Source organism: Bacteroidales bacterium (assembly GCA_023229505.1).
Taxonomy (GTDB): domain Bacteria; phylum Bacteroidota; class Bacteroidia; order Bacteroidales; family JAGOPY01; genus JAGOPY01.
Genome location: JALNZD010000019.1, coordinates 1 through 21,951, shown reverse-complemented (window position 1 = coordinate 21,951; position 21,951 = coordinate 1). Strand labels below are relative to the sequence as shown.

Annotated in this window: 18 protein-coding genes; 10 read left to right on the top strand and 8 right to left on the bottom strand. The window is 43.2% G+C overall.

All coding sequences use genetic code 11. From position 1 onward, the window contains the following. Window positions 1–35 precede the first annotated feature (35 nt). Window positions 36–239 (bottom strand): gas vesicle structural protein GvpA, encoded by a 204-nt coding sequence (gene gvpA / locus M0Q51_08405; GenBank protein ID MCK9399995.1) that lies wholly within the window; start codon window positions 237–239, stop codon window positions 36–38. Window positions 240–437: 198 nt separating this feature from the next. Between gvpA and M0Q51_08400 the strand changes: the two genes are divergently transcribed. Then, the gene (locus tag M0Q51_08400) at window positions 438–779 is read left to right on the top strand and encodes a helix-turn-helix transcriptional regulator (protein MCK9399994.1); all 342 of its coding nucleotides are present in this window, start codon (window positions 438–440) and stop codon (window positions 777–779) included. Window positions 780–1,017: 238 nt separating this feature from the next. Then, window positions 1,018–4,254, top strand: coding sequence for a TonB-dependent receptor (locus M0Q51_08395; protein ID MCK9399993.1), 3,237 nt, complete (start codon window positions 1,018–1,020; stop codon window positions 4,252–4,254). A 6-nt stretch (window positions 4,255–4,260) separates the two neighbouring features. On the opposite strand, the gene aroC is transcribed toward M0Q51_08395, so the two are convergent. From aroC to M0Q51_08375, 4 genes are all read right to left on the bottom strand, one after another. Further along, a complete protein-coding gene (aroC, locus tag M0Q51_08390) occupies window positions 4,261–5,331 on the bottom strand; it encodes a chorismate synthase (protein ID MCK9399992.1) in 1,071 nt (356 codons plus the stop codon). Between the two features lie 12 nt (window positions 5,332–5,343). Next, a complete protein-coding gene (locus M0Q51_08385; GenBank protein ID MCK9399991.1) occupies window positions 5,344–7,533 on the bottom strand; it encodes a DUF349 domain-containing protein in 2,190 nt (729 codons plus the stop codon). A gap of 219 nt (window positions 7,534–7,752) precedes the next feature. Then, on the bottom strand, window positions 7,753–8,937 hold the full coding sequence (locus M0Q51_08380) for an aminotransferase class I/II-fold pyridoxal phosphate-dependent enzyme (protein MCK9399990.1): 1,185 nt from the start codon (window positions 8,935–8,937) through the stop codon (window positions 7,753–7,755). A 10-nt stretch (window positions 8,938–8,947) separates the two neighbouring features. Next, complete coding sequence (locus tag M0Q51_08375) at window positions 8,948–9,448, bottom strand: ferritin family protein (protein MCK9399989.1); 501 nt, start codon at window positions 9,446–9,448, stop codon at window positions 8,948–8,950. 137 nt (window positions 9,449–9,585) lie between these two features. On the opposite strand from M0Q51_08375, the gene M0Q51_08370 reads away from it, so the two are divergent. The 4 genes from M0Q51_08370 to M0Q51_08355 all read left to right on the top strand — a co-directional run bounded on the left by M0Q51_08370 (window position 9,586) and on the right by M0Q51_08355 (window position 14,947). Beyond that, window positions 9,586–11,034 (top strand): phosphotransferase, encoded by a 1,449-nt coding sequence (locus M0Q51_08370; GenBank protein ID MCK9399988.1) that lies wholly within the window; start codon window positions 9,586–9,588, stop codon window positions 11,032–11,034. Between the two features lie 156 nt (window positions 11,035–11,190). Then, entirely contained in the window at window positions 11,191–11,337 is a 147-nt protein-coding gene (locus tag M0Q51_08365) for a hypothetical protein (protein ID MCK9399987.1), read from the top strand. Further along, the gene (locus tag M0Q51_08360) at window positions 11,334–12,080 is read left to right on the top strand and encodes a nucleotidyltransferase family protein (GenBank protein MCK9399986.1); all 747 of its coding nucleotides are present in this window, start codon (window positions 11,334–11,336) and stop codon (window positions 12,078–12,080) included. The genes M0Q51_08365 and M0Q51_08360 overlap by 4 nt, the downstream gene beginning before the upstream one ends. Next, window positions 12,077–14,947, top strand: coding sequence for a PD-(D/E)XK nuclease family protein (locus M0Q51_08355; GenBank protein ID MCK9399985.1), 2,871 nt, complete (start codon window positions 12,077–12,079; stop codon window positions 14,945–14,947). Before M0Q51_08360 ends, M0Q51_08355 begins: the two co-directional genes overlap by 4 nt. A 6-nt stretch (window positions 14,948–14,953) precedes the next feature. Here M0Q51_08355 and amrB read toward each other — a convergent pair whose 3' ends face one another. The 3 genes from amrB to M0Q51_08340 form a co-directional block, all read right to left on the bottom strand. Next, window positions 14,954–16,471 carry an AmmeMemoRadiSam system protein B gene (gene amrB / locus M0Q51_08350; protein MCK9399984.1) on the bottom strand — a complete coding sequence of 506 codons (1,518 nt, stop codon included), beginning with the start codon at window positions 16,469–16,471 and terminating at the stop codon, window positions 14,954–14,956. Window positions 16,472–16,475: 4 nt separating this feature from the next. After that, window positions 16,476–17,171, bottom strand: coding sequence for a DUF1080 domain-containing protein (locus M0Q51_08345; GenBank protein MCK9399983.1), 696 nt, complete (start codon window positions 17,169–17,171; stop codon window positions 16,476–16,478). A gap of 82 nt (window positions 17,172–17,253) precedes the next feature. Further along, window positions 17,254–18,732 carry a Gfo/Idh/MocA family oxidoreductase gene (locus M0Q51_08340; protein ID MCK9399982.1) on the bottom strand — a complete coding sequence of 493 codons (1,479 nt, stop codon included), beginning with the start codon at window positions 18,730–18,732 and terminating at the stop codon, window positions 17,254–17,256. Between the two features lie 323 nt (window positions 18,733–19,055). Between M0Q51_08340 and M0Q51_08335 the strand changes: the two genes are divergently transcribed. The 4 genes from M0Q51_08335 (at window position 19,056) to M0Q51_08320 (ending at window position 21,662) form a co-directional block, all read left to right on the top strand. After that, window positions 19,056–20,162: a tyrosine-type recombinase/integrase gene (locus M0Q51_08335; GenBank protein ID MCK9399981.1), complete on the top strand. Its 1,107-nt coding sequence runs from the start codon at window positions 19,056–19,058 to the stop codon at window positions 20,160–20,162. Window positions 20,163–20,344: 182 nt separating this feature from the next. Continuing rightward, on the top strand, window positions 20,345–20,527 hold the full coding sequence (locus tag M0Q51_08330) for a hypothetical protein (protein ID MCK9399980.1): 183 nt from the start codon (window positions 20,345–20,347) through the stop codon (window positions 20,525–20,527). Window positions 20,528–20,555: 28 nt separating this feature from the next. After that, the gene (locus tag M0Q51_08325; protein ID MCK9399979.1) at window positions 20,556–20,951 is read left to right on the top strand and encodes a hypothetical protein; all 396 of its coding nucleotides are present in this window, start codon (window positions 20,556–20,558) and stop codon (window positions 20,949–20,951) included. A 180-nt stretch (window positions 20,952–21,131) separates the two neighbouring features. Further along, window positions 21,132–21,662, top strand: coding sequence for a hypothetical protein (locus M0Q51_08320; GenBank protein ID MCK9399978.1), 531 nt, complete (start codon window positions 21,132–21,134; stop codon window positions 21,660–21,662). The last annotated feature ends 289 nt before the right edge of the window (window positions 21,663–21,951 follow it).

The following is a 21,951-nucleotide window of genomic DNA, read 5'->3' as shown; positions in this document are numbered from 1 at the left end:
TTTTAGCAAGAATAACTATTTAACTGCAATGTGCCTTATGCGGCTTTAGCAGTTAATCCGATTGCTTCAGCATACTTCAGGTATGTTTCAACAGAGGCAACCACTACCCTTGCTTCAATTGCAAGAAGTTCGATACCTACCAATGAAACTCTTACCCATGCATCAACTACGATACCTTTGTCGAGGATACGGTCGATCACCTCTACGAGGCTGGATGACCCGATAGTCTTTTCTACCATTTTTTTAATCTCCTATTATTAGTTTATAAAAACCGTGCTTTACATGAGGGACGGTTTACCTCTTTCAATAATGCATGCAATGATAAACCATTTTGTGATATTATCCAAACTATTATGTGATTTTTTATCACATTTTTTTTTAAACATGTATCAATCAATTTATTAAATTGTAACTAATCAGTTTTAAAAAATAAAGCCATGAATGACATTTTAGACAACATCCGCAATTTAAGGACAAAACAGGGGTTAAGCCAAGATTGGATTGGGCAAAAAATGGGCATGACTCAAAACGCTTACAGCTTGATTGAGGCAGGAAAAAGAGGTCTTTCATACAAGGTGTTAAACCAAATTGCTATAATTCTCGGCATCGATGTGATAAGCCTTATCACATATCCTGAAAAATGGGCCCCGGTAGGATTAACACAATCTGAAGATGCGATAGCTAAAGTTGTACTTCAAATAGAACTTAAAAAAGAGAGAAAAGACCAGGTTTTAAAACTGGTTTTTGGAGATAATAATATTGAGATACTTAATAAATAACCCTAACCCACATTGCAGGCTCAGCGCACCATTTGTGTTAAAATTCAACTAAATACAACTTTTTTCAAGTGATTTATTTGTTAGCAACATCATATTCATTTAGTTATTGATAATCAAATATTTGCCTGGATGCCATCATGAATCTTTAATTTTTTATTAACTTTATTTTAACAAAAGAAGTTTCATCTTTCCCTAATTTTGCCTCAATTGAATTTTCTAAATTTAACCTAATAAGGCTATGAAAAAGATTTACAAATTACTTATGATGGCGTCATTTTTTTTAACTGCTGCCGGTTTATTTGCACAGGGTACGACCACTGCAGGCCTTAACGGAAAGGTTACGGATAACAATGGAGCTACTCTTACCGGTGCTACTATTCTCGCAGTTGAAACCGGGACCGGTGCACAGTATGGAACGATCAGTGACGACAAAGGTCTGTTTCGTTTGCCGAACATGAACCCGGGAGGGCCTTACAAGCTCACCGTTACTTTTGTTGGTTTCCAATCCTTTACCCAACCAGACATTTACCTGAACCTTGGGCAAACTCTAAAGCTGGATGTAAAACTCAGCGAATCAGCAACAACATTAAAGGATGTGGAAATCCTCGGTGTTCAAAATGATATTTTCGATGGAAACCGTACCGGTACCCAGACAAATATCAGCAATGAAAGTATGAGCCGGATGCCTACTCTTGGCAGAAATATTACAGATTTTACCAGACTGACACCACAGGCGAAAGTAACTACTAACGGTGGGTTGGAAGTCGGTGGTATGAACAACCGCTATAATGCAATTTTTATTGACGGTGCCGTTAACAACGATGTTTATGGTCTTGCCGAAAGCGGAACCAACGGCGGACAAACCGGTATCTCACCCTTCAGTATGGACATCATCGACCAGTTCACCATTTCTATTGCACCTTATGATATTAAACAGGGTGGTTTTGCCGGTGCTGGTATTAACGCCGTGACACGCAGAGGGACCAATGAATTCTCCGGTTCAGCTTATTATTATATGAGGAATGAAGGCCTGGCCGGTAAAACACCTACTGACAATTTAGATCTGGAAAGGGAAAAACTGGCTAATTTCAGTTCAAACACTTACGGTTTCAGACTAGGTGGCCCGATCATCAAAGATAAGCTCTTCTTCTTCGCTAATGTTGAAATACAACAGGATGAAACCCCTCAACCTTTCGATTTCACCACTTACGGTGGAGATGTAACAACTGAGGAACTAAACGGACTTACTGATTTTGTCAAAAATAATTACGGTTATGATCCTGGTAGTTATACCGGAGGTGAGCGAACTCTCGACGGATTGAAACTTTTTGCCCGCATCGACTGGAACATCAGCCAAAAACACAAGCTTACCCTGCGTCATCAGTACACCAAAGCTGAACAGGTCACTCCGGGGGCTCCTTCAAGCACTAACGTCTATTACTCCAATGCAGGGATTGATTTCCCTTCGAAAACCAACTCCACTGCACTCGAATTAAAAAGCATTTTCAGCAATAAATATTCCAATGATCTCATCATCGGTCTCACTTTCGTGGTGGATGACCGTGATCCGATGGAAGCAAATTTCCCCTATGTCAGGATTAAAGACGGGACCAGGAATATTTATTTCGGCAGCGAAGAATTCTCCACTGCTAATTACCTCAGTCAGGACATTATCACACTCACTGATAATTTCGAAATCTACAAAGGCAAACATACTTTCACGATTGGCACGCACAACGAGTTTTACAAGATGTACAACCTGTTTGTTCGCCAGAATTTCGGCTCATACCAATATGATAACCTGGCTGCTTTCATAAACGGTGACCTGGCATTTCAATATGACAGGACATTCTCCGCGGTTGATGATGTTACCGGAGACGGCTCAAAAGCTGCCGCCGACTTTAATGCCATGCAGATTGGCGTTTACGGCCAGTGGGAAACCGAGTGGTCTGACAAGTTCAACACCACGATCGGACTGCGCCTCGATGTTCCGATGTTCCTGGATCAGTCACCTGTCAATGAAGATTTCAATACAAACATGATTCCCCTTATCGAAGAAGCCGGGTATGATCTTATGGGAGCAAAAACCGGTCAGATGCCCAGCCCGAAACTGATGTTTTCACCACGGGTTGGATTTAACTGGGATGTCAATGGGGACAAAAAGACCCAGGTTCGTGGTGGAGCAGGTATATTCACCAGCCGCATCCCGTTTGTATGGCCGGGCGGTTCCTACACCAACAACGGTGTAACCACTGGAGGCATGAGAGTTACTTTAGATCCCGAAAATCCAGACAGTACTGTTTTATTATTCAATCCCGATTGGGAGAATCAACCCTCCGTTCCGCCAACAGCACCTTCCGGACAGGTTGACCTGTTTGCCAAGAATTTCAAATTCCCGCAGGTACTTCGCGGAAGCCTGGCCATCGATCAGAAACTCCCCTGGGGAATCGTTGGAACATTAGAAGTCACCTATACTAAAACCCTTAACAATGTGCTGTATTATAACTACCGTTATATGCAATCGGGCAACCTCACCGGGACGGGTGATGACAGGCCTCTGTATACAAAGGTTAATATAGGAAGCGCTAAATACACGGATTTTATTTTCGGAACCAATACTAACAAAGGTTACTCCTATAACTTCACGGCTCAATTGCAGAAAGACGATTTCCACGGTTTATCAGCTTTTCTTGCTTACACATACGGACATACCAAGTCAATGAATGATGGGATTTCTTCACAGAATTCATCACAGTGGCGTGTTCCCAATGTCAGGGGTAAGAATGACATCGACCTGGCTATTTCTGACTTTGACCTGGGTTCAAGGGTAGTGGCTTTCTTGTCCTATAAGGTCGAATACGCGAAGTTCCTGGGAACCACGATTGGCCTGTACTATAACGGGCAATCCGGCCAAAGGTATGCCTATGGCTACGCTGACGGCAGCACTAAGTTCCTGGGAGAGGATAATCAGAGCCTTGAACTGATGTATGTTCCGGTTGACCAGACTGACATCAACCTGATTGACAAAATGGACAGTGAAGGAAATATTACCTTATCTGCTGCACAACAATGGGATGACCTGAATGCTTTCATTGAAGGAGACGATTATCTTAGTACCCGTCGCGGTGAATATGCAGAAAGAAATAGTTCACGCGCTCCTTTCCAGAACATTATTGACCTACATTTTGCCCAGGATTTCTATATCAATGTAAAAGACAAAAGGAATACCTTGCAATTCACCTTCGACATTTTCAACTTCACCAATATGCTGAATAATGAATGGGGAAGAATGTATTATGTTTCAGGATACTACAACAATTATCCATTGGTTAAGTTTGAAGGATTCCAGGAAGACGGCACTACACCGAACTTCTCCTTCACTAAACCCAAGGGCGAAATATGGAGCATCGACGATGCAGGTCTTATGAGCGCCAGATGGCAGGCTCAGATCGGCATCCGGTGGTTATTCAATTAATAATCATTAGTATGTTGAATTTCTGAGAAGATGGTCGGCCAGGACGAGTGCGGCCATTGATTCAACTATTACAACAAGGCGTGGAACATGGCAGGTATCGTGCCTGCCGCCAATTTTGATCATTGCCGGTTCGCCCCTTTGGTTAACCGTAGACTGAGGCATTTTCACCGATGGCACCGGCTTAAACCCTATACGGAACATAATATCTTCGCCATTTGATATTCCTCCCTGGATGCCGCCATCATGATTAGTCAGAAAAGTGACCTTTCCATCTTTGCCAGTTAACTGGTCATTGTAGTCAGATCCTCTCCATAAAGCTGCCCGGAATCCAAGTCCATATTCAAAAGCCTTGGCTGAGCCTATGCTTAACATAGCTTTTGCCAGGTCGGCCTGTAATTTGTCAAATACCGGTTCACCGAGGCCGGGAGGAGTGCCTTTGATCACACAGGTAATGATCCCGCCAAGGGTATCGCCACTTTTCTCTGCTTCCGCGATCAGCGGAACGACCCTTTGCTCCATATGCTCATCAATAAATCCCAACGGTGAACGTAAACTTCCTGACATAATTGCGCTGTTTATGTCTGCATCGGCTATAATGTTCCCAACCTGGGTAATAAAGGCCCTGATCTCAATATTTGAGCCCTTCAGCAACAATTTGGCGATGGCCCCGGCAACGACCCTTGCAACTGTTTCCCTGCCGGAAGCCCTTCCGCCCCCATTACAGACGGGGACTCCGTATTTCTTCTCATATGTATAATCTGCATGGGAAGGACGGTATAACAGGGATAGATCATCATAATCAGAGGATTGTCCGGCAAGGTTTTTAACAAGAAAACCAATTGGTGTTCCCAGGGTTTTGCCATTGAGTATTCCTGAAAGAAACTCAACCAAGTCGGGTTCTTTTCGCGCGGTTGATCCGGGATAAACAGGCTTTCTGCGGTTCAGTTCCTGTTGAATAAACTCAAAATCAATCGAAATTCCGGCCGGGCAGCCATCGATTACCCCACCGATCGCAACCCCGTGTGACTCCCCGAAAGTAGTGAGTCGGAATAAATATCCAAAAGTATTACCAGGCATTCATAAAAAAAATCACTCCTGCATGTTTTTCAACTTTGCTTCTAATTGGGCCAGTTCACCCTTGGCATCCTGGATTTTTTTCTCAAACTCCTGTTTCAGCAGGTCTGCCTTTTTCGAATGAGCTAAAAAGCCGATATTATTTTCCCAAAGGAGAATTTCTTCCCTTAGTTTACTGACCTTGGTACTTAATGAGCCCCAGTCATTGCCGTCCCTGCGCTGATATCTGCTGTCACCTGAATCCTCGTGGGATGTCTCCTGCCGCGAACGGTATTCCATATTCGGTCTGATTTCGTAAGAACTGATTTTCAGCTCATCGAGACGTTTGTTAATAGCCAGGCGGAAGGCATCATGGACCTTATTTTTATCCTTGATCGGGACATGGCCTATCTCGGTAAATTCCCGTTGGAAACCCTTGAGTGTTTCCAGGTTAGCTGATTTATCTTTACCAGCTTCCCATGTTTCTATCCTTTGGATAAGATCCAGCTTTTTTCCCAGATTTTCCTTCTCTGATTCAACTACAGTCGAGAAAAACTTGGATTTATTATTGAAAAATTCATCACAGGCTGCCCGGAATCTTTTCCAGATTTTATCCGAATGTTTCCTGGGTACGGGCCCGATATTTTTCCATTCTTTCTGGAGGTTGATAAGTTCCTGTGTGGTTATCCTCCAATCTGTACTGTCTTTAAGGGCTTCGGCCTGTTTAACAATATCCAGCTTTATATTGAAATTATTCAGCTGCTCTTGCTTAATCCTGGAAAAGAATTCTTTTTTATTAGCAAAGAAACCGTTTAGGTATGTTTTGAATTTTTCCCAGATTTCGTCATTTTCTTTCTTTGGTGCCGGGCCAATGGTTTTCCATACTTTAAAAAGTTCATTGACCTCCCGGGTCTTGTTCTGCCATTCCTTCAGGTTATCGATTTCCATGGAGGCAAGCTGCTCTGCTTTTTCACAGAGGGCGGTTTTCGCCAGGAGGTTAGTATCCTGGTCTTTGGAAAGGCTGGTATAGTGCTCCCTTCTTCTTTCGTTAATCTTATCGGTAGTCGTTTTAAATCGTTCCCAAATCTCATCCCTTTTGTCCTGGGGAACAGGGCCTATCTCTTTCCACTCTTCATGATATTTCTGTAATTGCTGGAAAGACCTTACAACAGAAGGTTCGATAAGGAGTTCCTCGGCCTTTTCGCATAATTCCATCTTTCTCTCCAGGTTCTTTTTCAGGTCAAGGTCCCTGAGTTCTTTGCTGATTTTTACTTTATCAAAGAACTTCTCAACCAGGAAGTGATAATTCTGCCATAAATTATTGATCTCTGTGGAAGGGACCAGGCCGATTTCTTTCCATTTGACCTGCAAATCTTTAAACTGGTCATAAGTCTTTTTCAGGGTTTCCTCAGAGTTGATCAATTCTTTCAACTCATCAAGGATGGCTTTCTTGGCATCAAGGTTTCGCAGCTTGACCACTTCTTGCTGCTCATTGAATTTTATCTTGTTTTTCTTATAAGTTTCAAAGACATGGTTAAATTTTTCCACCAGTACATCTGATGCAGGCGTATAGTTTTCCCTGATTCCCCCAACTTTGAGATGATTATCCAGCATAAGCTGACGGTATTCCTTCGAAAGCCTCAGGAAAGCGACCTTTATCAAAGCCACCCTTGTCTTGATCTTCAGGATGTTTTCTTCTTTGACAGTTTCTTCCAGTATCTCAACCAGTTTTTCACGGTCATAAGTATCGTATTTTTCAACGATTTCCTCGTGAAATTCAGCTCCCTCTTCGTCCTCTTCTTCTAACTCGGCTTCGGCTGTGACAACTTCCAGCTCATTGATCTCCAGTAAAAGTGCAGCATCTGCATGGATTTCAGGATGATGCTCAGCATCTTCCGCATGACCCACAAGGGAAGCAGCCAATTCAGGAATTTCCGTTATTACAGAGCTTTTTGGAACGATTTGCTCTTTAACAGGTTTCTCTTTAACAGGTTTCTCTTTAACAGGTTTCTCTTTAACATGATCTTCTGCCACTGGTTCTTCTGCTACAGACGGTTCTGGTACTAACTCAACTGCAACAGGCTCTTCTGCAATGGGCTCTTCTGCAAAAGGTTTTTCCTGCTTCTGGATTTCAGCTTCAATACCAGCTGATGTTTCAATAACATTATCAATGTTCTCCTGGGGCTCCGGCTGATTAGTATCAGCGGTAAGGTTTTTTTTCGCCATAGTCGTAATAATTATTACTTTTTAGTATTCTCATCTCCGGCGGCTTAAACCGCAAACAGATTGAGATCAGGTTAACTTTTATTTTATTAGTATCAGATGTATTCCCGGATTTTACTTCGGGATTGGTTCAGCAATTTTTAAAGGATTGCAAAAATAGCATTTATTTAAAAGCTTAAAAAATATGATGAAAAAATAGGTTTGTTGAAAAACCAGGAAGTCTTATGGGATTTTTGCAAGTGCCTGTTCCAGATCGTGGATAATATCGGTTATTTTTTCGATTCCGACTGAAAGCCTGACAAGCCCATCGGTAATGCCGGCATGGTGCCTGTCGTCGATATTCATTTTAGAATGGGTCATGGAAGCCGGGTGCTGGATCAGGGTTTCAATACCTCCAAGCGAAACGGCCAGCAACATGAGGTGAACATTGTTCATCAGCACCTTGCCTGCTTCCAGTCCGCCTTTCAATTCGAAACTGATCATAGCGCCAGGTCCCTTCATTTGCCTCAGTCCAAGCTCATATTGCGGATGTGATTTCAGGCCCGGATATTTGACCCATGCAACCTTTGGATGATTTTCAAGAAATTCGGCAATAACAACAGAGCTTTCCTGCGCCCGGTCTATCCGGATGGCCAGGGTTTTCAGTCCCCGACGGGTCAAAAAAGCCTGGTGCGGGTCCATATTACAACCCAGATTGGTCATCATACCCCTTAATTTCTTGTAATCAGCTTCATTTTTTGCCACCAGTATCCCGGCAACAACGTCAGCATGCCCGTTGATGAATTTCGTCATAGAATGCAGCACGATATCAGCGCCAAGATCGAGCGGACTTTGCAGGTAGGGACTGCAGAATGTATTGTCGACCACGAGAGGGACTCCATGCTCATGCGCCAGTTCGGCCAGCGCGGCAAGGTCACTGATCCCCATGGTTGGATTGGCGGGAGTTTCGGTATATAGCAGGCGCGTATTTGGTCGGAAAGCTTTCCGGACATTTTCAATATTTGTCGTATCTACCATGGAATATTCAACTCCAAAGCGGCTATATATTGTTTCCAGGATAATCCTGGAGGGCCCGTAAACGGCTTCGTGACAGATGATGTGTGAGCCCTGGCCAAGGTAAGCCATGTAAACAGTATTCACTGCTCCCATCCCTGAAGAAGTGGCAATGCCACCAAATCCGTTTTCAAGTTCAGCCATTGTTTTTTCCAGCTCCCTGATCGTTGGGTTAGCCAGCCGGGTATAAATGTAGCCGTCACTTTCGCCCGTGAAACACTGTGCTCCATGGTCGGCATTCCTGAATTTAAAGGTAGAAGCCTGGTAAATCGGTGTGACTGCACTACCTAATGCATCTTCAAAACCGCCAGCGTGAATTAGTTTTGATTCGAAATCAAGTTTTGCTGAACTCATAATTATATTTTTAGAAAGGCCAGAAATTATTATCGTACCATACTTGTTCCTTCAGATCTTCATCGATCTTATGGAGCCAGAAGTGATGGCCTTTTTCCCAATCAGCCAGCATCTGGTACATCTTTTTTTCATTAGGGTCGGTAGCTGATCCGGCACGATCGGAATAAATCTGGACAGCCCTTGTTTCAAAATCCATGGCGGCTGAGATAGCTGCGGCCTCATAGCCAGCAGCATTGACCTGTGTTTTTATTTCTTCAGACAAAATTGCCATCACTGTCGCCTCGTCTGTATCAGCTATTTCATCAACTTTCATGAATGCCTTATTCTTTTCATAATGAGCAAATTGCCTGGAAAGAAAGTTGATGTGTTCATCTTCTTCTGCAGCCATCATTTCGAAAATCTTTCGTGCGGCTTCGCTTTCTGTCTGCCTTGCTGCTGTCGTGTAAAATGCTTTCCCCCGACGCTCCAGCAAGATCGCTTCTTTCAGGATATCAACGGCTGATTTGCCCATACTGTGTAATGTTTATAAGTTAATCCGACTTGAGTTATCATTCGGCAAATATAAGTTTATTTTTCGAGCATCCTCTTACAACAGTAAAACCTTCCACGGATATAATTGTTACTTTTGCCTTAATATAGCCCATTATTGTGAAGTCAGACCTTGAAAACCTAAAAGAACTTTTCAAACAGTGGTCAGGAAATTTTCCTGACAATGTTACAGTTATACCGCCATCGGGTTCTGAAAGAAGGTATTTTCGGTTAAAATATCAAGGTGTAAGCGCCATTGGTGTCTGGAACCCGGTAAAGGAGGAAAACAGCGCTTTTCTGCATTTCACAAGGCACTTTCTTACAAACGGCCTTCATGTTCCATCAATCTATAGTTTTGACCCTGAAAATAATATCTATTTAATAGAAGACCTGGGCGACACCTCTTTGTTTTCTCTCCTTGAAAATAAACCTCCGGACACCGGTATTCCGCAAGAAATTATCCGGTTATACCAGGAATCACTCAGGGAACTTGTACGTTTTCAGGTTAAAGCCGGTAAAAGCCTTGATTATAATTATTGCTACCCTCATTCATCATTCGATACCCGTTCAATGAAGTGGGACCTGAATTACTTCAAGTATTATTTTCTGAAATTGCATGTACCCTTTCATGAAGGAAAACTGGAGGATGATTTCGACACACTGGTGAATTACCTGAACAATGCAGAATCTGATTACTTTATGTACCGCGATTTCCAGTCAAGGAACATCCTGGTAAAAGGCGGTATACCTTATTTCATTGATTATCAGGGCGGCCGGAGAGGGCCGCTGCAATATGACATTGCGTCATTGCTTTTCCAGGTCAAAGCGGATTTGCCATTTCCTTTGAGGGAAGAATTGCTCGATTTTTATTTTTCAGAGCTTTCACCTTTTGTCAGAACAGATCAGGCAACATTCAAAAAGCAGTATTACGGCTTTGTCCTGATCCGTTTGCTCCAGGTACTGGGTGCTTATGGCTTCAGGGGTTTAATAGAAAAGAAGCTGCATTTTCTTTCAAGCATTCCTTTCGCGTTGAAGAACCTTGATTGGTGGCTCACTCATGTTGATCTCCAATTGAATTTGCCGGAATTATTACCAGCTATTAAATCGTTGGCAGGACTTGAAAAATATCAGAAAGTCGATGTACAGTCTATGGCAGGAAAATTTACAGTCTTAATTAACAGTTTCTCTTACAAGCATGGCATTCCGGACGATCTGAGCGGGCATGGCGGAGGTTTTGTATTTGATTGCAGGGCTCTGCCGAATCCGGGACGGGAAGAACGTTACAGGGTATTCAACGGCAAGGAAAAGATCATCATCGATTACCTTAGAAATTCTCCTGAAGTTATTGATTTTCTGAAGGGTGCGGAAAAACTGGTGAGTCAATCCGTTGAAAATTATACTGGACGCGGGTTCAGCAGACTGATGGTAAGTTTCGGCTGTACGGGCGGGCAGCACCGGTCGGTGTATTGCGCGGAATCGCTGGCATCTCGGTTGAAACAAAAATATCCTCAGATAAGTATTGAAATTGCTCATAAGATGTTGGATGGGTTACAAAAATTTAAAAGATAAAATCAATTAAAGCCACAAAAACACAAAAACACCAAATCCCACAGAATATATAAATCAAAATAAACTTTCGTGAAATTTAGTGTTTTGGTGCTTTAGTGGCAAAAAAGACTTTTCGGAATAAGCTCAGTTTTAATTATTATTGACTATTTTAGTGAGATGGGGAAAAAGATTTGTAAAGAAGAAGATTTGAAGACCATAGCCAAGCTCGGCAGAAAAGCTGACTATGAGTGCAAAACCTGCGGTGCACAGGCAGAAAAAGAGAAAAATCTTTGTAAACCTAAAAAAAATCTGAACCTGCATTGAAAGCATTAATCCTGGCAGCCGGAATGGGTACCCGCCTGATGCCACTGACAGCCAACACCCCTAAAGCGCTGGTCAGCATCAATGGGGTCACCCTGCTGGAAATCGCCATCCGGAAGCTGGCCAGGGATGGATTTACCGATATCATCGTCAATGTGCACCATCATGCCGGCATGATCAAGGAATTTTTAAACCGGCACCAATTTCAGGGAGCAAACATTTCGATTTCCGATGAAAGCGGCCAATTGCTCGATACCGGCGGTGCCATCCTGAAAGCCCGGTGGTTCCTTGATGGGCAGGAACCTTTCCTGGTCCATAACGTAGACGTGATCAGTGATATCAGTCTTCAAGCTTTACTTTCTGAACATTTTAAGAGAGGAGGCGTGGCCACTCTTTCCGTCAGTGAACGCCAGACGCGGCGCTATTTATTATTTGATGATATTTTAAAATTAAGGGGCTGGACGGATTCATCTTCCGGAGAAATCCGTTGGGCCGGGGATTCGATTCAACAGGCACGGCCATTGGCTTTCAACGGGATTCATATTATCAACCCGGAAATATTCAGGCTGATGGAAGAAGAAGGAAGGTTTTCCATCATCGATACTTACCTGAAGTTAACAAAAACAAAGTCAATTTATGGATATCTTCAGCCCGGACAGACCTGGTTTGACCTTGGAAAGCCAGACCAACTGGCTGTTGTTTCAATGTTTCTGACAGATCATCCGGAATATAAGGCACAGCTATGAAACCATTTCTTCAACGGTTGGCCGAAGAAATTGCAGCCCGCTACGGCGATGACCCCCGGCAGCTTTGCGTGGTTTTACCGAACCGGCGGGCAGGCCTTTACCTGAAGAAATACCTTGCCCGGGAGCTGAAAAGAACGGCATGGTCGCCACAGACATTTTCTGTTGAAGACTTTATAACTTCCATTTCCGGCCTGCAGATCATCGATCCTGCCGGTCTGCTATTCGAATTTTACCATGTCCATAAAGAAATCCACGGCGCAAATGCACAGGATTTCGAAGTTTTTGCCGATTGGGGGCAGGTACTGCTACAGGATTTCGATGAAATCGACCAGTACCTGGTTGAGCCGGATAAGATCTTCAACTTTCTTAGTGAAGCGCGTGCCTTATCAGTCTGGAACCTTGGCGAAAGCCCCCTGACAGATCATGAGAAAAGTTATCTTGAGTTTTATCATTCTTTCCTGGATTATTATAACCGGCTTCATGAACGGTTAACTGAAAAAAATCTTGTTTACCAGGGGCTGGCATACCGGATTGCAGCTACAAATATTAAAGAATTTGCAGGTAATTTTCCATGGCAGAAAATATTTTTTGCGGGTTTGAATGCTCTTTCAGGTGCTGAGGAAAAAATCATCGATCATTTGCTGCATCAAAATCTGGCCGAGATTTTCTGGGATGCCGATGAATATTATATCAAAGACCATGGGCAGGAAGCCGGGGAATTTATCCGGAATTATCTTGGCAAATGGCCTGCTGATCCGGTGAAATGGGTTGAAAATGATTTCAGACTGATGAAAAAGGAGATCAGCGTTTCTGGGATCCCCAGGAGCATGGGACAGGCTATAAAGGCAAGCCAGATCGTCAATTTGCTCAGATCGGAAGTAGAGGCACCTGACAAGACAGCCCTGGTGCTTGCCGATGAAAAACTGCTTCTTCCGGTCCTGTATTCTTTACCTGAAGATTTAGGGCCCGTCAATGTCACCATGGGTTATCCATTTAAATACACCCATCTTTATCACCTGGCCAGCCTGCTCTTCCAGATGCAGGAAAACGCGGAGAAGTTTGCCGAACAGCGAAAAAACGCTTCAAAGTCATTTTACGTCAAAGATGTTCTGAAAATCCTGGCACATCCCTATCTGTTATTATTTGAGCCTCCTGATCAATCCAAAGAAATCTCCTTAGAAAAGATCATTAAATCCATCAGGGAGAAAAACCGTGTATTCCTGACTCCAGAAGAAATACGGCGTTTATCGACTGGTAATGAAACTGAACTGAATAACCTGCTTGAAAATCTTTTCTCTATCTGGGAAACCCCTTTGCAGGCATTGGACGGGACGATAAGAATACTGGAACTGATCCGTAACCGGATGATAGCCGGTGGGCAGGTCCAGGCAGCCGATCAGCAGGTGGACCTGGAATATCTTTTCCATCTTTCCAAAATTATCAAACGATGCAGGACTATGATGGAAACTTATCCTTTCATCCTGACGCTGCAAACACTTCACAAAATATTATTCCAGATATTGGATGCCAGCAGGTTGCCCTTCAGCGGCGAACCGCTGCAGGGGCTGCAAGTGATGGGTGTATTGGAAACCCGTGCCATCGACTTTGAAAACCTTATCGTGCTTTCTGTGAATGAAGGCATCCTTCCGTCCGGACGGACACCGAATTCATTTATTCCTTTTGATATAAAAATCGTGTTTGGCCTTCCGACATATCAGCAGAAAGATTCTGTCTTCGCATACCATTTTTACCGGATGATCCAGCGTGCCAGGAGAATATTCCTGCTTTACGATACCGAAGGCGACCAGATGAAGGGCGGGGAAAAGAGCCGCTTTATCACCCAGTTAGGTTACGAACTTAAGAAATATAACCCCGACACTCTTTTTGAGGAAAAGCTCCTGAGCCCGAGCTCTCCGGTAACAGGTGAAAATAAGGGGATTACAATGGCCAAAACACCTGTCATTATGGCCAGGCTGATGGATAAAGCAAACAAGGGGTTTTCCCCAAGCACCCTTAATCTTTATATAAGATGTTCCCTGCAATTTTACTTCCAGGAAATGCTCGGGTTATCGGAAGCGGAAACCATAGAAGAGACCATCGAGTCAAAAACCATGGGAACCGCCATTCATCATGTGTTTCAACAGGTTTACCAGCCTTTTACGGGAAAATTTGTTGACCCGGCTTCATTGCTGGAAAGGATCAAAGAGACAGAAAAATACCTTAAGGATGCTTTCACGGAAGAATACCATGAAGGTGACCTCGATCACGGGAAGAACCACCTTATCTTCAAAGTATCTTTATTTCTTATCAACCAGTTCATTAAACAGGAAGCAGAGGCCCTTCAGGCAAACGATAACCCTTCGGCATCATTAAAGATCATTTCCCTGGAGAGTTTTTTCGATAGTTTGCTTAGCTGCAAGCTTTCCGGCAAGGAAATATTGGTTAAGCTCAAAGGAAAGACCGACAGGATTGATGTCTGGGAGAATTCTATCAGGATAATTGACTATAAAACAGGCTCGGTGCAGTCCAATGAATTAAAGGTTAAATCGTGGGATAAGCTGACCAGTGACCTAAAGATGGCAAAGGCATTCCAGCTTTTACTATATGCCTATCTTTATTATAAGAATCACGAAAACTCAGATCAGAAGATAGAGACGGGCAATATCACGATGCGAAAGATCAGTGAAGGGTTTATGAAGGTAAAACTTCCGGAGGAAAAGGAAGTCGATATAGAATCGATGAAAATATTTGAAGAAATGCTGAAAGCTTTGCTGGAAAAAATACTCGACCCTGAAATTCCCTTCGTTCAAACGGAAGATGCGGAAAACTGCGCTTACTGCCCTTTTACAGCCATTTGCACCCGCTAGTTATTTTTATTCCTTTTCCCCAAATACATAAGCCTCATAAACATATAGTTCGGCGTCTTTCCAGCCGTCCCAGCCAATACGGGCTTTGTCGCGGGCACAGTGTCCAAGGAATTCCTCCGTAGTCCATCCTGTTTCCTGGGCCACCTGGGGCAGGAAAGTACCGGTGGAAAAGCCTTTTTTCATGTAAATACCATGTTTCCCCAATTGAAATTCATCAATGGAGTTAATCTTTCTAAGCGGCGTCAGGACAGATATCTCGATATCGATTTTATCAAACTCAGCTGGTGTCACTTCCGGGAAACGGGAATCCTGAGTAGAAGCCGAGATGGCCATTTGCTGGACCACCTTATACAGGGGCTCTACAGCTTCAAATCTGCCGATGCAACCCCTGAGGTCACCATCTTTCCTTAGCGTCACAAAAGCCCCGAAAGGCTGGCGAAGTATGGGAGAAAGCGTTTTCTCATCTATCACAGGGATTTTCCCGTTTGAAACATATTCTTCCATTGTCTGTCGGGCGATATCAAGCAGTTTTTCTTTTTCCTGATCATCCAGGCTGAATCCCTTATCATCTTTAGAAGAGCTTTTTTTTTCAACCACGATGGAATAATATCCTACCACGCGATCTGTATCGCCATAAATCTTTGAATCTCCAGAATTTTGGTATTCTATTGCTTTGTATGTCAGGTCCTGCCTTCCTTCAGTCATATAAAGCAGGCTCAACACCGATGTCCAACCACACAGGCTTGTTGCCAGGTTATCAATGCCCTTGCCATCATTATCCTCCAGGGTCTTCAGCAGGATATCGGGCGAATTCATGGTGATGGCCGTTGCCGTTATTTTATCGACCAGGCAGGCATCTTCATAGGATGGATAATGGGAGAAATCGGAACTGATCACGAAAAGGTTTTTCTCATTCAGAAACGGTTTCAGGGCCTCAGCGATCTTTTTTGAAGTCGATGGCGATTGAGTTCCCAAAATGATTGGAATGATTTGAAAATCCTGCTTAAGCCTATATTGGAGAAAAGGAAGCTGCACCTCAAGACTATGCTCACTGATATGGGCTTCAGCTTTGGAATTGAATACCGGGTAGTCATTAAGTAACTGGTTAGCCACGTCAAGGTTTACTTTGACTTTTCCAAGCGGGGTAATATAATCACCCTTGTTATAGATGGAGGCACCCTCAAAGCTCATCCGGTGGCTGGAAGCCAGGATGAAAATGTTATTGTACTTTTTATCCGGATCAAGCTGGTTGAAGCTCGTAGCAGCCACTTCCCCGGAAAAGACATAGCCGGCATGCGGTGCGATGAGGGCAAGGACCACTCCTGATTGTTTTGGCAGCGCTTTTGCGAAGAGTTTTGAAAGATCTGACTTGAGCGTGTTGGGGCTTGAAGCATAGAACTGCCCGGCCACGGCGGGTTTGCGGTCAACCAGGCCTGATTCGCTTTTATTATCCTGCGAAGAGCAGTTTGAACCGAAAAAGAAAGGCAGCAAAATCATAATTGAAATTTTAAAAATGGTTTTCATCTTTTTACATCTCTTTAATTTTAATATTCCGGAACCACACATCATCCCCATGGTCCTGCAGCACGATATAACCCTCTTCTGCCGTATTATAAAAAGTCGGGTAATCCTTAAACTTGCTGGCAGCGACCATGGCTTTCCAGTCGTCGGTCCAGAGATGACATTCCAGCACCTGCTGGCCATTGACAAAGTGAACGACGGTACCTTTATATACCAGGATTTTCACCTGATTCCATTCGCCGGCAGGTTTTACTGCCTCGAATTTACCCGGGATCAGGTCGTATAAAGAGCCTGCAGCACGGTTTCCGTTAATTCCCAATTTGGCATCCGGGTGCCTTTCATTATCAAGTATCTGCATCTCCGGCGCATTCTTCCAAACCGGTTCGCCGGGGATTTCCTGGGCCAGGAAGAAGATGCCGCTGTTACCGCCTTCTGAAACCTTCCACTCCAGTGAAAGTTCAAAGTTCCTGAACTTCCTGTCAAACAGGATATCGCCCCCACCCCCTGCCTCTCCGCGGTTGGTGCCGATCACATGCAGCATACCATCTACCACTTCCCATCCTTTTTCCGGGAATGTCTTTTGGTTATATCCTCTCCATCCATTAGTCGTCTTACCATCGAAAATAGAGATCCAGCCTTCTTCCTGGCTGAAACCGTTCAGAGCAAAAGCTACCATAAAGCAGATCATAATTTTTGTTTTCATAACGTAGAAATAAATTAAAAATTAATAATTAATAATTAAAAAAGTCCCCAACTTAAACCTTAAAACTTAAAACTTAAACCTCCTAAAGCTTCCACCCTTCCCTGTACGTACGCCTGATATACTCCTCAGCCGCCGGTTTGGCTTTGATGGTAGCGTATTTGGTATCAAAATGAGGGTGACCGTTGATAACCGTAAACTTGTCGGTCGTAACCACCCGGATCTCATCTTCATCTGAAATATTGGGTATCATCATTTTCTCTGCATCCCACTGTAGTTTTCTTTTAAGGTCCTGCAGGCGTATAGCGAGATTTCCCATGACCACTACTTCGTTCATCGGTCCTGCATAATCGAAATTCGAACTGGTTTCGACACGGCTGTCGGGGCTTTCCTTGCAGGCTCGCAGCCAGTCTTTCTCATGTCCGCCTTCCATGGCATATTCTATCCTTCTCAGGTAAGGATCAGGCCTTTTATAGCTATTGTTGAGTTCTTCAGGCAGCAGACGCGGGTTAAGGCCATAGGAATCGCAAAGCAGTTTGCCTTTTGAGCCGGTAAAGAGGCATCCGCCACTCCAGTCGCCCATGGGTTCGCCGTCTTTCAGCTCTGCAGGGCGCGGAGGCAGCAGGCCGCCATCAAACCAGGACACTTTGACCGGAACCAGTTTCAGATTTTTGTATTCCCCACGGTCCGGAAATTCGTAATGGACTATCGAGGCTTTAGGCGCACTTTCCGTATTCACCTGTGTGGAGCTGCCGTAAAGAAAAGTCGGGTTACCCAATTTTAATGCTTTAAAGACAGGGTCGAAAATATGGCAGCCCATATCGCCGAGTGCGCCTGTGCCGAAGTCCCACCAGGCGCGCCAGTTCCAGGGATGGTAAGCCGGGTTATACGGACGCAACGGGGCCGGGCCGAGGAACAGGTCCCATTCCAGGGTTGGCGGGACAGGCGGCTCGTCAAGCGGCCGCTCAAGGCCCTGCGGCCAGATCGGGCGGTTAGTCCAGGCATGAGCTTCCTGTATTTCACCGATGGCGCCATCCCAGATCCATTCACAAACCTGCCTGATCCCTTCGTCGGAATTGCCCTGGTTGCCCATTTGCGTGGCAACTTTGTATTCCCTTGCCAATTGGGTAAGCAGGCGCGATTCAGAAACAGAGTAGGTCAGCGGTTTTTGAAGGTACACATGCAGGCCGCGGCGCATAGCTTCAGCTGCAATCATCGCATGGGTATGATCGGGTGTGGCAATGACGACGGCATCGATCTGGCCATACATCTCATCGAACATCTTCCTGTAATCTTTGTAAACCCGGGCATTCGGGTACTTCTCAAACGTCCCTTTAGCATAGGCCCAATCAACATCGCAAAGGGCAACGATATTCTCCCCGATGCAATTATCGATATTAGTCGCACCCACACCGCCAACCCCGATCCCGGCAATGTTTAATAGATCGCTGGGGGATTTTCTCCACATACCTTTGATCCCAAAACTGGGCAAAATTGTAAAACCGGCAACTGCAGTTGCAGTGGTTCCGATGAACTGTCTCCGGTTGATTTCCTTTCTTTCCATAAGATTGATTATTGGTTATTGGTTATTAGGTAGTCATAAAGTGGTCATAAAGTGGTCATAAGGTTGTCAGATAGTGGTCATTAAGTAGTCACCAGGTAGTTATAGTAAAAATAATAATTTATCAGATGCAATTGAATAAGATTTAGGGAAAAGAAATTAGAGTCAAAAACTCACTACCATAATGAGGGTGAATCGGGTATATTTTTCTTTTTTCCGGATTAACATAAAAAGAAAATGCCTTGGTGGCAGTATCCTTTTTTGCCACCAACACACAAAAACACAAAACAGTACCAAAAAGTTGATTTAAAAATATCTTATAGAAAATGAAAAACATCGAAATTACAAAAGGCCAAATTGAAGGGAAAGATAGGTTGAAGCTGCATTTCCCTTACGATCGTGAGATCATCGACCTGGTGAAGACTATTCCTGGTGCACGGTGGGATCCAAATGAAAAATGCTGGCATATATCGTTGCTGGCGGGACCTATGGAAAAACTGAATAAAAGGTTTGAGGGGAAACTGGTGTTTAAGGAAGATAAGACTGCAGGGTGGGAGGACGGGAGGACTATAGGACGGGAGGACGGTAAGACTGTAAGAAGTATAGTGCCGGAGGAGTTTATCAAGACGCTGACTTTGAAGAATTACAGTCAAAACACGATAAGAACATATAAAGCCATGCTGTCAGGGTTTTTAGAATTTTATAAAGGAAAGGATCCTTTAAAAATTTCGGAAGAAGAGATCCGGGAATTTTTGTTGTATCTCATCGAGGAGAAAGATGTTTCAATGTCGTACCAGAACCAGGCGATCAATGCCATCAAGTTTTACTATGAGCAAGTATTGGGGAGGCCGGTGAGGAGTTACTATATCCAACGCCCCAGGAGGGAATTAAAATTACCGAATGTTTTAAGTGAAGAGGAAGTAGGATCATTGATTAGAAGCATCCAAAATTTAAAGCATCGGACAATCATCTCGTTGATTTATTCTTCGGGTATGAGAATCGGTGAGTTGATCAATTTAAGGATCAATGAGATAGATTCCGGTCGAATGGTGATCGTAATCAGGCAGGGAAAAGGTAAAAAGGACAGGATTTCCTTGTTATCGATAAAAATTCTCATTTTACTGCGTGAGTATTTCAAAGAATACCGGCCGAAGGAGTGGTTATTCGAAGGTCAGTTTGGGGGTCAATACAGTGAGCAGAGCATTCAGAAAGTTTTCAGGGCTGCTTTGGAGCATGCAAAAATCAATAAAAGAGCGACGGTCCATACTTTACGGCATAGTTTTGCGACTCATTTACTGGAGAGGGGCACTGATTTAAGATATATACAGGCACTTTTGGGTCATCAAAGCCCTAAAACGACGGAGATTTATACACATATCACAAAGAAAGGGCTGGAAAATATAAAAAGTCCTTTGGATAATTTGGATATCTGATATAAATCACTTAATTTTAATGCCATGAAACCAGGCAAGTTAGATAACAATAATCCTTGGAAAGATTCAGGTTTGGTTACCTACACTTATTGGATGTATAACCTTACCATCAATCATGTCCAAGGATGATATAACACAACCTGGTGTGGTTACACAGACGTTAGGCCTTATGTTTAAAAACCATGAGTAAAAAACGAAAGATTAAAAATAAAGAGAGAAAAGCGGCATTTTCTGAAAATGATCTCCTATTCAAAAGTGATGGTAATATTGGGTTTATAATTGGTTTCACAGAGAATGGCGTTCCATATGGGCTTACTCACGAGGAAATGAAAGAGTTAGAAAAGAATCCAAATTTGCCGTCATAGGAGTCAGACAATGAATTAATTTTGTAAAATGCCTATAGGTCAAAGTCATACCGTATGGTTTGAGGAATTAAAACTTCTTCTGAAGGAGAAATGGAATGATTCATTATCCATTTCGGAACAATTATTTCTAGTTTCGGAATTGAATACAAAACTCAACCAAATTAGAAAAGAAAAAAATATTAAACCACCGATGATGTGGTGTCCAGAATGTCAAAAACATACCCAATCTAAATTTTCACCCGTATCAATTACCGGAATGTATTGGGCACTTAAGCGATTTGAAATTTGTTCTGAATCTGAATTTAAAAGATTAGTGAAGAGTTGGGAAACGTATTCAAAGGAGGAAAAGGTGGATATTTACGGTCAACAGATCAATTTAGAAGCGATCGATGGTAAAGCCAGCTATATTAAACACAAGGCCTAACAATAGTGCAGCGACCAGCCCGGATTATATCATTCTTTGCACCCTATGGGCAGGTGCTTTTTGAAATAGAGTGTGTAACCTTAAAGCTTTGAGCAACGCACCTGCCCGTATGGTGCAATAATATCCCGGGCCAGGGCGCTGCACTCGAGCGTTAGGCATTATTACTTAAAAATAGACGTTATGTTCAGAAAATTATCTACTTTGACTATTTGGTTTACCTGGTTAATTGGATTGTTAATTTTTTCATCTTGTAAGACAAGTGTCTTTGTCGCAAATTCAACAATTGATAGGATCATACCAGATAAAGAATTTCTAATTATCCATAACTCTAAATCCAATATTTTTCCAGCGGGTATATATCCAAACTATAAACAGATAGATCAGTTTGTTTTTACCTCTAAACCATCCATTCAAAGGATTGATTCCTTGATTTATAATGAATTAGTCAAATTTCATATTTCATGTGAAATAACTAACGAACAAAATCTTTTGAATGCTCATCCTAATACAAACGAATATATTATCAAGTATCAAGATTACTGGTCTTGGGATTTTAAACCTTTTATGCATATTCTAATCATTTCAATCTACGACACGTCAAACAATAAATTATCAGAATATGTAAGCCAAGGCAATACTGCTGGCCTCCACAATTTCCCAACACCTGCAAAACAAGTCCCGGAACTTATAGCATTGATATTAAGAGAATAAAACAATGCCTAACAAGACGCGCAAAGGCCAGGCCGGCGCTTAAAATTGCTCCCCGCGGCAGGCGCGTATTAGTGAAAAAGTGAAAAATGAAAAGTGGAAAAGATAAAAGTTTGGGTGCCTGCCACGGGTAGCAAAAACCCGGCCCAGGCCTTTGCGCTCGAGCGTTAGGTGCCATAATCATTATTATGATAAAGTATTATATTCTAATATTATTACTGGCTTTAAGTATACCTAGCTTCTCTCAGCAATTATTATTTGAAGATTTTCAACTCTATGAAAACTGTCCCAT